Below are 14530 nucleotides of genomic sequence, written 5' to 3'. Positions count from 1 at the left end.
GCTTGTTCTACGAACGAGTCGGCCCGGATTCGACGGCAGGTCGGGAGGAAATTCTAGAAGCCCTCGGCGAGGAGCGTACGGACGAACGCGCGGAGCCTGTCGTTCGCCTCGTCCGAGCCCACCGTGATCCGCACCCCGGCGCCGGGTAGCGCCATCACCAGGATCCCGGCCGCCCGGGCCCGGTCGGCGAACGGCACCGCCCGCTCCCCCAGCGGCAGCCACAGGAAGTTCGCCTCGCTCGGCGCCACGGTGAGACCGAGGTCGTGCAGCGCGTCGGTCAGCCGGGTCCGCGCGGTCACCAGGTCCGCGCACCGCCGGGTCAGCTCCGACTCCACCTGCGGCGTCAGGCTCGCCACGGCCGCCGCCTGGGCGAGCGCGTTCGGGAAGAACACCGCGCCTGTCATCGCGGCCGGCGGGACCAGCCGGGGCGGCAGCACGGCATAGCCGATCCGCAGCGCGGCCAGCCCGTACGCCTTGGAGAAGGTGCGCAGCACGCAGACGTTGTCGTACGCCCGGTACAGCTCCATCCCGTCCGGCGCGGCCGGGTCGGTGACGAACTCCCGGTACGCCTCGTCCACGATCACCGGCACGTCGGCCGGGATCCGGTCGAGGAACGCCTCGACCCGGTCCCGCCGCAACGCCGCCCCGGTCGGGTTGTTCGGGTGGCACAGCAGCACGCACCGGGTCCGCTCGGTCACCGCGTCCGCCATCGCGGGCAGGTCGTGGTCGTACCCGTCGAGCGGCACCGGCACCGCGCGGGCGCCCGCGTTGCGGATGATCAGCGGGTAGCCCTCGAACGACAGGGCCGCGTGCACGACCTCCGGCCGGGGGCCGAGGGACTGCACGAGGTGCTGGCACAGCCCGGCCGAGCCGGGGCCGACCAGGATCGCCTCCGGCCCCACCTCCAGGCGCGCCGACAGCGCGGCCACAAGCGCGGCGGCGGTGCGGTCCGGATACCGCTGGAGGGCGGCGGCGCCGTCGGCGACGATCCGCCGCACGCCCGGCAGCGGCGGGTACGGCGTCTCGTTCATCGACAGGTCTACCGGGGCGATGGTGGTGGCGGGTGTCATGGTGGCTCACTTCTCCGACGGCGCCGGTGCGGAACGGGTGTGTGCGTGCCGGTCGGCGAGCACGCCGAGCTGGTGGAGCCGGTCGACGAGGGAGAGCGGTCGCAGGTCCGTGCCGGAGAGGTTGCCGGCGGTGAGCCCGAGCAGCCGGGGGTTGGCGGCGGTGCGGCGCATCATCCGCGCGCCGAGCAGCTTCGGCAGCCCGGACACGCTGGTGATCATGCGGGAGGCGTTGTGGCTGACGGTCGCCACGTGGTCGAGGCGGGGCCGGCGCGCGGCCTCGTACGCCCGCAGCGCCCGGTCCACCGTGGCCGGTTCCGGCGTGCCGCCCTCGGCGGCCAGGCCGGCGGCGAGCGTCTCGGCGTCGCCGAGGGAGCTGTTGACGCCCTGCGCCGCCATCGGGTGCACCGCGTGCGCGGCCTCGCCGACGAGCGCGAGGCCGGGCACGGTCAGGCGGGCGGCGCGCAGCCGGTAGACCGCGAGGAGCTGCCGGCGGTGCAGGCTCGCCCGGATCGCCGGCTCCAGCGGCCGGACCGCCGGCACGTCGGCGAGCAGCCGGTCGCACCAGCCGCCCAGGTCGGCGCGGCCCCGGAACTCGTCCGGCGTCACCTGGACGTAGAGGCGGCACCTACCGCCCGGCAGCGGATAGACCAGGCAGAGGCCGCGGCCGGTCCGGTAGGCGGTCACCTCGTCGGCCACCTCGGCGCCGGCCACGTCGAAGGCGACCAGGCCGTGCGGGTACTCGGTGCGCCGCACCGCGATGCCGGCGGCCCGGCGCAGCGGCGAGGACATGCCGTCGGCGGCCACTACGAGCGCCGCCGGGATCTCCTCGTCGGTCCCGTCGCCGGTGACCCGGACCCCGGCGACCCGGCCGGCGTCGTCGCGCCGCAGGCCGGTGACCCGCCGGCCCCACCTGAGGTCCACCGTGGCGGGCAGCCCGTCGGCGAGCACGCCGCGCAGGTCTCCGTAGTCGGCGCAGAGGATCTCCCGGTACGCGCCGGGCAGGCCGGCGTAGTCGAGGCAGAGCAACGGCTCGCCGTACGGGTCGCGGATGGCCAGCCGCCCGACCGGGCGGGCGCCGGTGGCCCGCAGCGGGTCGAGCGCGCCCCAGGAGTCGAGGATGCGGACGGTCTCCGGCTGGAGGATCTCGCCCTTGGCGATCGACGCCGGGGTGCGCTGCCGGTCGAGCACGACCACCCGCAGGCCGAGCGCGCCGAGCGCGCGGGCGCTCGCCAGCCCACCGGCGCCGGCGCCCACCACCACGACGTCGGCGCTCATCGGGCGACCGCCCCGGGCGCGACGTCAGGTCGCCCGGCGGCGGCCCGGCGGTGGTCGCCGAGCGCCCGCAGCGCGAGCGCCTGGGTGATCACCGCGTTCGGGTAGCGCATGTGGTGGCGGATGTAGTTGCACACCCGGGCCGCCGGCCACCCGCCGTCCGGTCCGGCGGCCGACACCAGCCAGGCGACGCCCCGGCCCGCCGCGGCGGCGACCTCGGGATCGCCTGTGGCGAGCAGGCCCTGGACGGCCCACGCGGTCTCCTCGACCGTGCCGGGCGTGCCGTCGCCCGGCCCCCACGAGCCGTCCGGCAACTGGGTGTCGCGCAGCCAGCCGGCCGCGCGGCGGACCACCTCGTGCCGGGCGTGACCGACGCGCGACAACGCGCCCACCACCACCGCGGTGCCGGAGGTGTGGTCGCGGTACCAGAGGTTCTCGAACGTGCCGTCGGGCGCCGCCCGGGTCAGCAGCCAGGCCGCGGCGCGCGCGACGGCCGGGTGGTCGTCCGGGTGCCCGGCGTCGTGCAGCGCGAGGATCGCCTGGCTGGTGATGGCCGGGCAGGGGCCGTCGTTGGCGAGCTGGGTGTCGCGTACCCACAGGCTCCACGAGCCGCGGCTGTCCTGGCGGTCGACAAGCCAGGCCAGGCCGGTACGCAGGACCGGGTCGGCATCGGCGTCGGGGTAGCCGGCGAGCGCGGACAGGATCTCGGCCGACTCCAGCGTCACCGGCCAGCCACCCACGTTGGAGTAGCTCCACCCGCCCGGCGGCACGTCGAGCACCTCGAACGCGGTCGGCTTCTGGGTGGCGTGGAGGAAGTCGCGGGTGGCGCGCAGGCGCGGGTCGGCGGCGTACCCGGCCGCGACCAGACCGGTCACCGCGTAGCCGGAGCGGGTCAGGTCCAGGTTCGTCACCGCGTCCCAGGCGCCGTCGGGGCGGACCGCCCGCCGCAGCCAGCCGACGACGGCCCGCGCGATGTCCGGCGCCTCGCCGCTGCGGGCCAGGCCGAGCAGCACCAGGGCGGCCGGCCACGGGTCCTCGCTCAACGCGCCGGTGCGGCCCTCGTGGTCGAAGATGGAGCGCAGCAGGCCGACCGCCACCGGCCGGGCCCGGCGCAGCGTGGCGCGGCGCAGCCGGCCGGCGGGCAGCAGGTCCGCCTGCATCAGGGCGAGGCCGACGAAGGGCGCGGTACGGAACGACAGGCGCCGGCGGCGGACCCGGTCGAACAGGACGATCTCCAGCGGCAGCCGGCGCAGCGGGCCGGCCTCGGCGGTCATCCCGGCCATGGTGAGCAGTTGGCGGCAGAGCAGCGAGATGGCCCGGTCGGTGACGGTGTCGACGCCGCCGAGGGCGGCCAGCCGGGCCCGGCCGGCGGCGATCGCGTCGACGCTCGCGGCCGGCGCGCCGAGCGCGAGCGCCGCGACCGCCACGGCGGTGGGCACCACCTCGCTGTCCGCGCCGACCACGCCGCCCCAGCCGCCGTCGTCGTGCTGCTGCCGGCGCAGCCACACGGCGCCGGCGTCGACGAGGTCGGCGCTGCCGGCGGGGTCGGCGGCGTGCAGCGCGGCCACCGCGCCCGCGGTGCCCAGCACCGACGCCGGCGGGTCGTCGCCGAAGACGCCGTCGGGGCGTTGGCGGCGCAGCAGCGCCTCGGCGCCGGCGGCGATCGCCGTCCCGACGGCCTCGGCGGTCACCTCGGTCATGTCGCGTCCTCCAGGGGCACTCGACGGTGGGCGGCCAGGGCCAGGCCGGCGGTCGGCGGGCCGAGTTCGTGCCGGACGCGCATCCCGCGCTGCGCCCACCAGGTGAACGCGAGCATCGGCAGCGCCAGCAGGATCTGCACGGCGACGCCGAGGCCCAGCCCGACCACGGCCGAGGCCAGCACGACCCGTTCGACGACCAGGACGGAGTGGGCGCGCAACGCCACCAGGACGGGCATCCCGGCGCGGCGGGCCACGAGCGGCGTCCACGCGGCGACGCCCACGACCACGACGACGAGCAGCGTGGCCAGGTAGGCGGGCCGCGCGTCGCGGTCGGCAAGCAGGCCGGCGGCGAGCGCCGCGCCGACGGTGACCGCGTGCAACGCCACCACGGTCCGGACCGCGAACGGTACGCCCCGGCGCACCGGCAGCGTCTGGTAGCCGCCCGCGCGGTCGCCGTCGATGTCGCGCAGCGCCCCGACCAGGTTGGACATCGCGTCGTGCGACCAGAAGGCGACGGCAAGCGCCAGCAGGACCGCCCACGCCGGGAATGGGTCCGCCGGCAGGCCGACGGCGAGCGCGCCGTAGAGGAGCGCGACCGCGCCGAGCGCGCCCCGGACCAGGTTGCCGGCGATCCCACGCGCCTTGAACCAGCGGCTGTACGCGACGATCCCGGCGCCGGCCAGCAGCGCCGCCGCCGTGGTGCCCCAGCCGCCCGCCACGGCAAGCGCCGCGAGGACGGCGAAGCAGGCGCAGCCGCACGCCAGCGCCGTCCCCGCGCCCAGCCGGCTCGACGGGATCGGCCGGTGCGGCTTGCTGCCGGCGTCCAGCTCGCGGTCGAACCAGTCACCGAGGTAGTGGCCGCCGAGCCAGCCGGCGGTGGGCGCCGCCCAGGCCGACAGCAGCCGCCACGGGTGGTGCGGGCCGGCGGCCACCGCCGCGCCGCCGAGACCGACAAGCCCGACGTACCAGAGCGTGTAGGGCCGCCAGGTCTCCACGTGCGCCCGCAGTGCCCGGGCGACGCTCACGGCGTCTCGCTCGTCATCCAGGCCGCGATGCCGGCGAGCACGTTCGCGCTCGCCGACGGCGCGAGCACGGCCAGTTCGGCGCGGGCGCGCTCGGCGTGCTCCACCATCCGCCGGCGGGCCCGCGCCACCGCGTCGACCTCGCGCAGCAGCGCGGTGACCCACTCGACGTCGCCGGGGCCGGCGCCGCGCCGGTGCAGCACCGCCATCAGCTCGACCCGGGCCGTGTCGGTGGCCGCGTCGTACGCCAGCAGCAGCGGCAGCGTCGGCCGGCCGTTGTTGAGGTCGCTCGTCGCCGGCTTGCCGGTCTGCTCCGGCGTGGCCACGTAGGACAGCAGGTCGTCGCGGATCTGGAACGCGATGCCGAGGTGCTCGCCGTAGCGGGCGAGCGCGGACGCCACGGCCGGTTCCGCGCCGCCGAGGAGGGCGCCGATGTGGCACACCGCGCGGAACAGCGACCCGGTCTTCAGGCGGATCATCTCCGGATACCACTTGGCGCCCGCGTCAAGGTCGCCGACGAGCTGCGCCTCGATCGCCTGCCCCCGGCACAGGTCCTGCCCCGCCTCGGCGAGCGCGGCGAGCGCGGCGACCACCTGGCCGGGCGGGACCGCGCTCCCGCCGTCCACGATGGCCCGGAACGAGGAGAAGATGAGGTGGTCGCCGGCGACGATGGCGTTCGGGATGCCGAACGCGACCGGGACGGCCGGGCGGCCACGGCGCATCGTGTCGGCGTCGATGATGTCGTCGTGCACGAGCGTCGCGACGTGGAGGTATTCCGTGCCGAGCGCGGCGGCGAGCACGTCCCGGGGTGATCCGCCCACCGCCTCCGCCGCGTGCAGCGTCATCATCGGCCGCAGCAGCTTGCCCGGCGGCAGCAGCGCGTACCTGGCGATCGTGACGAGCTGGTCGGTCGTCTCCGGCCAGCGGCGGCCGAGTTCGGCGTGGAGCAGTCGCCCTGATTCGCTTCGGGCCAGGTCGTCGATGAAGGGCGGATATCGCGTGAATCCAGCAACGGTCATGACGCGTCGACCCTTTCAACGAAGGCTCGGCTAGTCGCCACGCGAGACGTTACCGGCCGGAACTCCGGTGAACAACCATCGATAAATGCGCCTTTCTCTCGGCCCCGGCGAATGCGATGGCGATAATCTTCGCCAAATTGGCCGATGCGCCGCCAAATGCGTCAATGGCCGCGCGCACCGGTGGGTATGGGACGACCCGTCGCGGCGCGACTCAGGCCGCGACGAACTCCATCAGCGTGAGCCCGCCGGAGCCGTGGAAGGTGCGCCGGGGCGCCAGCCCCGCGGCGGCGGCAAGCGCGGCGTGCTCGGCCACCTCGCGCTCCCGGCCACCGACAAGCACCAGCATCCGCAGGTCGTACGGGGACAGGTGGGGCACGTGCGGCACGGTGGGCAGCACCTCGATGACGAGCACCCGACCGGTGTCGCCGGCCGCCTCGGCGCAGCGGCGCAGGATCGCCGTCGCGTGGGCGTCGCTCCAGTCGGTGAGCGCGCGGGACACCACGTACACGTCGCCGCCGGTCGGCAGCGCGGCGAAGAAGTCACCGACCACGGCGTCGACCCGGCCGGTGAGACCGTGCTCGGCGAACGTCGCGGCGGCGGTCGCCACCGGCTCGTCGCGGTCCACGAGCGTGCCCCGCAGGTGCGGGTGCGCGCACAGCAGCTCCCGCAGCAGCCCGCCGGAGCCGCCGGCGACGTCGACCACGTGCGTCACCTCGGGCCACGGATAGCACGCGGCCACCTCCGGCGCGGTGATCCGCTGCTGGCTGAGCATCACCGCGTCGAAGTAGGCGCGGTGCTCCGGATGGGCGTCGAGGTCGACCCAGAAGTCGCGGCCGTGGACCGCCGCGTAGCCGGGGCCGCCGGTGCGGATCGCGTGCGGCAGCCCGGCCCAGGCCAGGTCCATCCGGGCGCCGAGACCGCCGAGGTCCAGGTCGGCGCCGTGCCCACCGCCGTCCCGGTCGCAGAGCAGCGCGCCGACATCGGTGAGCGCGAACACGTCCGGCGACGCCTCGACGAACACGCCCCGGTGGGTCAGGTAGCGCAGCAGGCGGCCCAGCACGGCGGGGTCGGCGTCGCACGCCGCGGCCAGCTCGGCCAGGCCGGTGACCCCGGCCGCGATCCGGTCCGGCACCCGCAGCGTCACCGCCGTGCGGACCGCGAACGGGGTCGCCAGATCGGTGAGCCGGTCGAGCCGTGCCGCCGCGTCCCCGTCGATCGCCACCAGGTTCCTCCCCCGTCCGCCGGCCCCGAATGATCCCAAGTTCGCGGCCGGCGCGTCAACGGCGACGGTGGTGAGGACATTCACGAGCGTGGAAGAATGCGCGGACGGGCCGTCGCGCGCAGACCGGAGGATCACCGATGACCACTTCCACCGCCGTCGACGTCCGACCCGTGACCGGCGCGCTCGGCGTCCAGGTGCGCGGCCTCGACCTGAACACGCTCACCGACTCCGGCTTCGCGCACGTCCACGACCTCCTGCTGAAGCACCACGTGGTCTTCCTCGCCGGCCAGGCCGGGCTGACCCCGGAGGCGCACGTCGCGTTCGGCCGCCGCTTCGGCGAGGTGGAGCTGCACCCCTACCTGCCCCGCCTCGACGGGCACCCGGAGATCGTGGTGATCGACTCGGAGGACGGCGGGAAGGTCGACGTGTGGCACACCGACATGACGTTCCACCAGAGCCCGCCGATCGCCTCCGTGCTGCACCTGATCCAGTTGCCGGAGGTCGGCGGCGACACCATGTGGACCAACCAGCACCGGGTCTACGAGGCGCTCTCCGCGCCGCTGCGGGACCTGCTCGACGGGCTGACCGCCATCCACGTCATCCGGATCGGCACCGAGTTCACCAGCCGGGCGGAGCATCCGGTGGTGCGCGTGCACCCCGAGACCGGCCGCCGCTCGCTCTACGTCAACCGGCTGTTCACCTCGCACATCCCGCAGCTCACCCGCAACGAGAGCGACGCGCTGCTGGAATACCTGTTCGGGTTCTCCGAGAGCCCGCAGTTCACCTGCCGCTACCGCTGGCAGGCAGGTGACGTCGCGGTGTGGGACAACCGGGTCACCCAGCACTACGCGGTGAACGACTACGACGGCATCCGGCGCGGGCAGCGCATCACCGTGCTCGGCGACCACCCGACCGGCGACCCGCCCCGGTGGGAGCACCACGTCCCGGCGCCCGGCCAGCGCTACTGGCCGGACCGCGTCAACGCGGTGGAGAGCTACTGAGCGCGCCGGTCACCAGGTGACCGGGAACCACGCGATGCCGCCGTTCATCCGGTCGTGCCGCCACGGGATCTCGTCGATCGGCACCGCCGGCGCCAGCCCCGGCATCCGGGCCAGCAACGCGCCGAGCGCCAACTCCACCTGCATCCGGCCCAGCGCCGTGCCCAGGCAGAAGTGCGGCCCGAAGCCGAACGTCAGGTGCGGGACGGTGGGCGTCCGGTCGATGTCGAAGACGTTGGGCTCGGGGAACTGGCGGGGATCACGGTTGCCGGCCCACGGGATCGCCATCACGCAGTCGCCGGCCCGCATCGCGACGCCGCCGAGGACCAGGTCCTCCCGCACCACCTGGACCCGGAACATGGCGCTCACCGACGTGTAACGCAGGATCTCGTCGGTCGCCGAGCCGAGCTTCTCCGGCGCCGCGCGCAGCTTCGCCAACTGCTCCGGGTGCTGGAACAACGCGCGCAGGCCGGCGCTCGTGGCGTTGATCTCCAGGCCACCGAGCAGCACGCCCATGGCCAGCTCGACCAGCTCGGCGTCGACAAGCTCGTGCGCGTCCTGGCCGAGCACCCACGCCGAGAGCAGGTCGTCGCCGGGCTCCGTCCGCTTGCGCGCCACCTGCCCCGCCAGGTAGGCCCGCAGCTCCGCCTGCGCCTGCGCCGCGTCGGTGGAGCCGTAGGCGGTGACCGAGTTCAGGCCGGAGATCCAGGCGTAGAACCGGGGCCGGTCGGCGGCCGGCACGCCGAGCACGTCGCACACCACGAACACCGGCAGCGGCGCCACCAGCCCGGCCACCACGTCGGCCGGGCGGGAACCGGCGAGCATGGTGTCGACAAGCCCGTCCACGATCCGCCGCACCCGGGGCCGGAAGGTGGAGATGCGGCGCGCGGTGAACGCGCGGCCGGCGACCCGGCGCACCGCCGCGTGCGCCGGACCGTCCATGTTCAACTCCCGGGGGCCGGCGGCGCCCGGCGCCGAGGTGGCGCCCGGCGGCAGCCGGGAGAACCGGGGATCGGCCAGGACCGTGCAGCAGTGCTCGTAGCTGAGCACCAGCCAGGCGGGCCGCCCGTCGGGCAGCCGCACCCGACTGACCGGGTCGGTGACGACCATGTCGAGCAGGTCGGCGGGAAGGTCGCCGGTGAACGGCGCGAACGGATAGGGGCGCAGCGCGGAATTGACCGGCACCGGGTAAGACTCCACCACCCGTTAGTCCGGCGTCAATATCTATTGACGCCGGAGACGACTTCCGCGGACAGACTCCGATCGCCTAGCATCTGTGGTCCAGGACTGCCGTTTCGCGCGCGGATTGGTGGCATTTGACTGCGGCCATGCGAATTCTGATGTCGACGTGGGGCTGGCGGTCGCATTTCTACGGCCTGGCCCCGCTCGGGTGGGCGCTCCAGGCCGCCGGGCACGAGGTGCGGGTGGCCAGCCATCCCTCGATGGCCGCCACGATCACCGCCGCCGGGCTCGCCGCCGTGCCCCTGGGGGCCGACATCAACTTCGCCGAGGCGTTCGCCGGCCGGATCGGCGCGGTGGGCCCGCTGGACCGGGCCGCGCCGGCGGGTCTCGTCGAGCCGGAGATCACCGCCGACGGCGGCGTGGTCCGGTTCGCCGACGCCCTCCTCGACGAGCTCGTCGACTTCGGCCGGGCCTGGCGGCCGGACCTGCTGGTCTGGGAGCCGTTCAACCTGGCCGCCCCGGTGGCCGCCGCCGCGCTCGGCGTGCCGGGCGTGCTGCACCTGTGGGGGCCGGACTCCTCGGTGACGCTCCGACTGGACCAGGAGTCGGTGATCGGGCCGCTCGCCGCCCGGTTCGGCCTCGCCGCCGGCGACGTGGCGCTGCACGGCGACCTGACGCTCGATCCCGCGCCGCCGCCGATGCAGGTGCCGATGACCCGCCCGGGCCGGCCGGTGCGCTTCGTGCCGTACAACGGGCCGGCCGTGGTGCCGCCCTGGCTGCGCCGCCCGGCGGACCGGCCCCGGGTCTGCGTCACGGCCGGCACCATGATGGCCGGCGTCGGGCTGCACGACCGGCTCGACCTGGCCGGGGTCCTCCGGTCCGTCGCCGAGCTGGACGTCGAGGTCGTGGTGGTGGTCGAGCCCCGCCAGCAGCGCGGCCTGGGACCGCTGCCGGCGAACGTGCGGCTGGCCGACGCGCCGCTGGCGTTGCGGCTGGTGCTGCCGACCTGCGCCGCGCTCGTGCAGCAGGGCGGCGCCGGCACCACCATGACGGCGCTCGCGTACGGCGTGCCGCAGCTCGTCCTGCCACAGGTGAGCGACCAGCACTTCAACGGCGAACGGCTGGCCGCCACCGGTGCCGGCGTCTGCCTGCCGCCCGCGCACGCCGGCGGCGTCGCGCTGCGGGACGCCGTCGGGGGCCTGCTCGGCGACGGACCCGCGCGGGCGGCGGCGGCGCTGATGCGGGACCGGATCGCCGCGCTGCCCAGCCCCGCCGACGTGGTGCCGGCCCTGGCCGCCCTCGCCGAGCACACCCGGCCCTGACCACCACCGAGGAGTCGCAGATGACGCAGCAGCAGCCCGTCCCGTACCCGCTCGCTCCGGCTCCCACCATCTACCACCCGTCACCGGACTACACCCGGCTGCGCGAGACCTGCCCGGTGGCCCGCGTCGAGCTGCCCGACGGGGCGTCGGCCTATCTCGCCACCCGGCACGCCGACGTGCGCCGGGTCTTCACCGACCACCGGTTCAGCCGGGCCGCCGCGGCCGGACCCAACCGGCCGACCCGCGAACTCGGCTCGCTCGCCGAGGACTCGCTCATCGGCATGGACCCGCCCCGGCACACCACGATGCGCCGGGCGGTGTCGCACGCGTTCACCGTCCGCCGGGTGGAGGAGCTGCGGCCCACGGTGGCCGCGCTCGTGGACGGGATGATCGACCGGATGGAGGCGGCGGGACGCCCGGCCGACCTGATCCGCCACCTCTCCGCGCCGCTGCCGATCTACGTGATCAGCAAGCTGTTCGGCATCCCGGAGGCGGACCAGGAGCGGGTGCGGGAGTGGTCCGACGCGCTCGTCGGCGACTGGGACGCCGACCCGGCCGCGCCGCAGGCCGCCCTCGACGCCTTCCGCGACATGATCGTCGAACGCCGTCGCCGGCCCGGCGACGACCTGATGAGCGCGCTCATCGCCGCCTGGGACGAGCACGACGACCTCACCGAACGGGAGCTGGTGTCGGTCACCGCGGGCATCTTCGTCGGCGGGCACGAGACCACCACCAACCAGCTCAACCTGTTCCTGCTCGTGCTGGCCCGCCACCCCGAGCAGTTGGCCGGGCTGCGCGGCGACGACCCGGTCGCGGTCGCCCGCGCGGTCGAGGAGCTGTCCCGCTTCATCCAGCTCGGCGACAACGGCGTGCTGCTGCCGCGGGTGACCACCGAGGAGGTGGAGCTGGGCGGCGTACGCCTGCCGGCCGGGTCGGCCGTGATGCCGGCGATCGCCTCGGCCAACCGGGACACGACGGTGTTCCCCGGCGCGGACACGCTCGACCTGGACCGCGCGCACAACCCGCACCTGGCGTTCGGCGCCGGCCCGCACCACTGCCTCGGCGCGGCGCTGGCCCGGATGGAGTTGCAGGAGGCGCTCGGCGCCCTGCTGCGCCGGCTACCCGGCCTGCGGCTCGCGGTCGACGACGCGGAACTGCGGTTCCGGCCCGGCCTGGTGGTGCGCAGCCTGGAGTCGCTGCCGGTGACCTGGGACGACAGGTGACCGCCTGATGCCGGTCAGCAGATGGAACCCGGCGTGACCCGGGTCGGCGCGGCGGCGTCGAAGGCCGCCTCCACGGCCACCTCCTCCACGCCGCGCAGCAGCCGCTCCGCCCGCGCCTCGGTGAAACACGCGAAGTCGAAGATCACCTGGAGGAACACCGTGTCCGGCTGGTCCTCGACGGTGAGGAACACCTGCTCGTGGAGGTGGTCCAGCGGGCCGTCCCAGACCAGGAACGTCTCGTCCGCCCTCCGCCGGATCGCCTCCGCGGTCACCGGCTCGTCCCGGACGCCACCGTCGGCCGCCGCGCGGGTGGTCACCCGCCTGTCGTTGATCCGGCAGGTCACCCGCGCCGGGTAGCCGCGCTCCGCGTCCAGCCGGCCCTCCAGGTCGGTGAGCCCCACCGGGTCGTAGTAGGCGTACATGCCGGCGGTCACCGAGGCCCGGCGGGCCCGGGCCACCACCTCGTCCACCGTGGCGCCCGCGGTGTCGACGGTCAGCACGCCGTTCTGGCTCAGCGGCGCGATCGCCTCGGCGAAGCCCGGCCGGAACCGGTTGCCCACGATGAGTTTCGCGGTGAGCGGGCTGACGCCGGTGGCCCGGCCGATCGCCACGGCGATGACCGCGAGCAGGACGCGCGAGGTGTCCGTCCGGGTCCGTCGCGCGATGGCCCGCACCGCCAGGTACGCCGCGGGCGAGCTGAACCGGCCGTGCCAGTACCGGTGACCCCGCCGGCCGCCCGCGGTGGGCTCGCCGAACGTCAGCGGCGGGATGGACCGCAGGTGCGACGCCCAGTGCCGGACCGCGCGGTCGCTCACCCGCCGCAGCGGCGGTGTCTCCTCCCGCCGCCCCAGGTCGAGGATCTGCACGGTACGCGGGTCGCGGGCGCGACGGACCGCCGGCTCGGCCAACCCGAGATCGGCCAGGAGCAGCGAGGTGGCGGTGCCGTCCACCACGAGGTGGTCGAACGTCAGCACCCGGTGCACCAGCGCGCCCCGGTGCCGGACCACCGCCATCCGCACCGACCAGTCCCGATACAGGTCGTAGGGGGCAAGCAGGCGGGCGTGACCGAGCTGGTAGGCGAACGCGGCCACGTCGGCCGGGTCGGCGTCGTCGGGGACGTCCACCACGTCCAGGACCGTCTCGCCGGAGGCCGACACGACCTGGCACGGCCCACCCCGGTCGTCGACGCCGAGCCGCATCCGCAGGGCCGGGTGCCGGGCCATCAGGTCGGCCAGCTCCGCCGCCATCTGCTCGACGGTGACGCCCGCCGGCAGCGGGTGCGCGCCGGAGACGTTGTGCGTCCACCCGGTCTCCCGCATGTCCTGCATGATCGCCTTCTGTCCCCAGGTGAGGGGCGCGGCGCCGGCGCCCGCCCCGGCGAACGGAACGGGGACCTGCGCCTCGGCCGTCTGCGCGATCATCGGCCTATCAGAGCAACGCGCATCGGCCGGTGTCAACGTCCGACCGGAGCCGTTACGCTGCCGTCCATGCGGGACGCCGTACGGGTCTGGGTCCTCGCGGTCACGGCGTCGCCGGCCGAGGTGGCCCGGTGCCGGGCGGTGCTCGACCCGGCCGAGAAGGCTCGCGGCGCGAGGCTCGGCGACGAGGCGCTGCGGGACCGGTTCGCGGTCGCGCACGGAGCGCTGCGGCTGCTCGCCGCCCGCGCCGTGGGCGCGTCGCCGGGGGCGCTCACCTGGCGGCCCGGCCGGCACGGCAAGCCGGCGCTGACCGGGCCGTGGGCCGGCCTGCACACCAGCCTGTCCTACTCCGGCGACCTCGTCGCGGTGGCGACAAGCGCCGGCCGCCCGGTCGGGGTGGACCTCCAGCACCCGCCCGCCGGCCGGGACCCGGTGTCCCTGGCCGCGCGCTTCTTCCACCCCGAGGAGGCACGGCACGTGGCCGACGGTGCCGACGCCGCCGAGCGGGCGCACCTGTTCACCCGGCTGTGGGTCCGCAAGGAGGCGGCGGTCAAGGCCGCCGGGGGCCGGCTCTGGCCCAACCTGGCGGTCCCGGTGCACCCGGACGACGTGGTCGCCTGCGTCGACGTACCCGCCCGACAGCGCCTGACCGACCTGGCCACGCCGGCCGCGTACCGGGCGGCGGTCGCGCTCGCCGGTGACGGGCCGTACACGGTCGAGTTCCACCCGTTGACACTCACCGATCTTCTTTGCTCTGATGACTCCATGTTGGAGCGCACGCGCGACCCCCGGGGCCATCGGTGCTAGAGCACGACACCTCGACCACGTCCCCGTCGCGCGAGCGGATCGTCGCCAGCCTGACGGCGTTGCTGACCCGCATGCTCAGGCCGGACGCCCCGGTCACCGAGCGGACCCAGTTGATGGACGAGCTTGGTCTCAGCTCCTCGCTGGCGCTGGAGCTGCTGCTGGAGCTGGAGGACGAGCTGGAGATCCAGATCGACGTGGAGGATCTGGACGAGGACCAGATGGCCACGCTCGCCGACCTGGCCGACCACATCGTCGCCAACTCCACCCCCCGCTGA

Annotated in this window: 13 protein-coding genes; 5 read left to right on the top strand and 8 right to left on the bottom strand. The window is 75.2% G+C overall.

Annotation, left to right across the window (positions count from 1 at the left end; translation table 11 throughout):
* Nucleotides 1-53: 53 nt before the first annotated feature.
* The 6 genes from SM450_RS25720 to SM450_RS25695 all read right to left on the bottom strand — a co-directional run bounded on the left by SM450_RS25720 (nt 54) and on the right by SM450_RS25695 (nt 7305).
* Nucleotides 54-1070, bottom strand: coding sequence for an aminotransferase class I/II-fold pyridoxal phosphate-dependent enzyme (locus SM450_RS25720; protein ID WP_474622350.1), 1017 nt, complete (start codon nt 1068-1070; stop codon nt 54-56).
* Between the two features lie 6 nt (nt 1071-1076).
* A complete protein-coding gene (locus SM450_RS25715) occupies nt 1077-2345 on the bottom strand; it encodes an FAD-dependent oxidoreductase (protein ID WP_474622349.1) in 1269 nt (422 codons plus the stop codon).
* Nucleotides 2342-4042, bottom strand: a complete 1701-nt coding sequence (locus SM450_RS25710) for a prenyltransferase/squalene oxidase repeat-containing protein (RefSeq protein ID WP_474622348.1) — start codon at nt 4040-4042, stop codon at nt 2342-2344. The genes SM450_RS25715 and SM450_RS25710 overlap by 4 nt, the downstream gene beginning before the upstream one ends.
* Nucleotides 4039-5067 (bottom strand): UbiA family prenyltransferase, encoded by a 1029-nt coding sequence (locus SM450_RS25705; protein WP_474622347.1) that lies wholly within the window; start codon nt 5065-5067, stop codon nt 4039-4041. Before SM450_RS25705 ends, SM450_RS25710 begins: the two co-directional genes overlap by 4 nt.
* Nucleotides 5064-6083, bottom strand: a complete 1020-nt coding sequence (locus tag SM450_RS25700; RefSeq protein ID WP_474622346.1) for a polyprenyl synthetase family protein — start codon at nt 6081-6083, stop codon at nt 5064-5066. Before SM450_RS25700 ends, SM450_RS25705 begins: the two co-directional genes overlap by 4 nt.
* 211 nt (nt 6084-6294) lie before the next feature.
* Nucleotides 6295-7305, bottom strand: a complete 1011-nt coding sequence (locus SM450_RS25695; protein WP_474622345.1) for a methyltransferase — start codon at nt 7303-7305, stop codon at nt 6295-6297.
* Nucleotides 7306-7442: 137 nt separating this feature from the next.
* Between SM450_RS25695 and SM450_RS25690 the strand changes: the two genes are divergently transcribed.
* Nucleotides 7443-8306, top strand: coding sequence for a TauD/TfdA dioxygenase family protein (locus SM450_RS25690; RefSeq protein WP_474622344.1), 864 nt, complete (start codon nt 7443-7445; stop codon nt 8304-8306).
* A 9-nt stretch (nt 8307-8315) separates the two neighbouring features.
* Here the strand turns inward: SM450_RS25690 and SM450_RS25685 are convergent, their stop codons facing one another.
* Entirely contained in the window at nt 8316-9488 is a 1173-nt protein-coding gene (locus SM450_RS25685; protein WP_474622343.1) for a cytochrome P450, read from the bottom strand.
* Between the two features lie 143 nt (nt 9489-9631).
* Here SM450_RS25685 and SM450_RS25680 point away from each other — a divergent pair, with 143 nt between their 5' ends.
* Both SM450_RS25680 and SM450_RS25675 read left to right on the top strand, forming a co-directional pair.
* Nucleotides 9632-10807, top strand: coding sequence for a nucleotide disphospho-sugar-binding domain-containing protein (locus SM450_RS25680; protein WP_474622342.1), 1176 nt, complete (start codon nt 9632-9634; stop codon nt 10805-10807).
* Nucleotides 10808-10827: 20 nt separating this feature from the next.
* Nucleotides 10828-12030, top strand: coding sequence for a cytochrome P450 (locus SM450_RS25675; protein ID WP_474622341.1), 1203 nt, complete (start codon nt 10828-10830; stop codon nt 12028-12030).
* A 14-nt stretch (nt 12031-12044) separates the two neighbouring features.
* On the opposite strand, the gene SM450_RS25670 is transcribed toward SM450_RS25675, so the two are convergent.
* Nucleotides 12045-13451, bottom strand: coding sequence for a condensation domain-containing protein (locus SM450_RS25670; protein WP_474622340.1), 1407 nt, complete (start codon nt 13449-13451; stop codon nt 12045-12047).
* A gap of 66 nt (nt 13452-13517) precedes the next feature.
* Between SM450_RS25670 and SM450_RS25665 the strand changes: the two genes are divergently transcribed.
* Together SM450_RS25665 and SM450_RS25660 are read left to right on the top strand one after the other, a co-directional pair.
* The gene (locus SM450_RS25665; RefSeq protein ID WP_474622339.1) at nt 13518-14255 is read left to right on the top strand and encodes a 4'-phosphopantetheinyl transferase family protein; all 738 of its coding nucleotides are present in this window, start codon (nt 13518-13520) and stop codon (nt 14253-14255) included.
* Nucleotides 14249-14530: a phosphopantetheine-binding protein gene (locus tag SM450_RS25660; protein WP_282282984.1), complete on the top strand. Its 282-nt coding sequence runs from the start codon at nt 14249-14251 to the stop codon at nt 14528-14530. Before SM450_RS25665 ends, SM450_RS25660 begins: the two co-directional genes overlap by 7 nt.

The organism is Micromonospora marincola (assembly GCF_056150385.1).
Note: the sequence above shows the minus strand (reverse complement) of the source record. Positions and strands in the feature narration are given on the sequence as shown.